Source organism: Aquimarina megaterium XH134 (assembly GCF_000520975.1).
GTDB lineage: Bacteria > Bacteroidota > Bacteroidia > Flavobacteriales > Flavobacteriaceae > Aquimarina > Aquimarina megaterium.
Genome location: NZ_JACB01000127.1, coordinates 1 through 886 on the forward strand (window position 1 = coordinate 1; position 886 = coordinate 886).

Sequence of the window (886 nt, forward strand, 5' to 3'; positions counted from 1 at the left end):
TGTTGAATAGTGTTTTCATAAGTTGAATGTTTGTGTAAAATTAGTTGATGCTAAATTCAACAAAAAAAGGACTCAAATCAATAATTAGATGTCTCTAATCACGATTTAAGACATCTTAAATCGTGATTAAAGACATTTATAAAAAAGCATCAAACATAGTAAATATAGGAGGTAACAAAACTTTAATTAATTATAGCACACCTATCCAAAAGGAAAAAAATTAAAATACGAAAAGACTGCCTTTTCAGGCAGCCCCCTCTAAAAAAAATCAAAGTTCTTAATAAATTTATATTAATATAAGTACTGCAATGCAGTAACATCATTTCTATTTAGAGTCCCATTTTGAGGGTTTCCTTGTGCCGGACAAGAAATCATAAAAGATGTAATATCCACTCCAGTTGGAGTTCCCGGAATATGGATAGCACCATCAGCACCTTGACCTTCTGGTCGACCATCACATACTCTTCTCTGCCAATCTGTATGACGTAACCCTATACAATGCCCCATTTCATGAGTGATAACATGTTGAGTATACGCAACTCCTCTGTTTCTAACATTAGGTCCTATTCTTGCCCACTTATATGGTCTTCCACCAGAAGGGAATCCTGCTAATCCACCAGCTCCTAAATCACTTCTTACGTATACTACCAAATCAGCTGCCTGATAGTTGGTGCCAAAAGTGAGTCTCATATTAAGAGAAGTATTTAAATTATTATATGTATTAACAGCTCTCTGTAAGGCCTGCCTTCCAGTATTAGACAGTCCATTACCGCCACCACCTGTATAACCTAATACATTAATTGTACGGTTATTACTAGAGACAATGTTTCTCGTTCTATACTGCTTCATCCCGTTATCCAAAGATTCTAAGCTTGGCTGATCTGCA

Annotated in this window: 1 protein-coding gene; it reads right to left on the reverse strand. The window is 35.7% G+C overall.

Features of this window, described 5'->3' with window-relative positions:
- Positions 1-291 precede the first annotated feature (291 nt).
- Positions 292-886, reverse strand: a 595-nt coding sequence (locus Z053_RS0127390) for a M57 family metalloprotease (RefSeq protein ID WP_025668159.1), incomplete at its 5' end; no start/stop codon positions are given.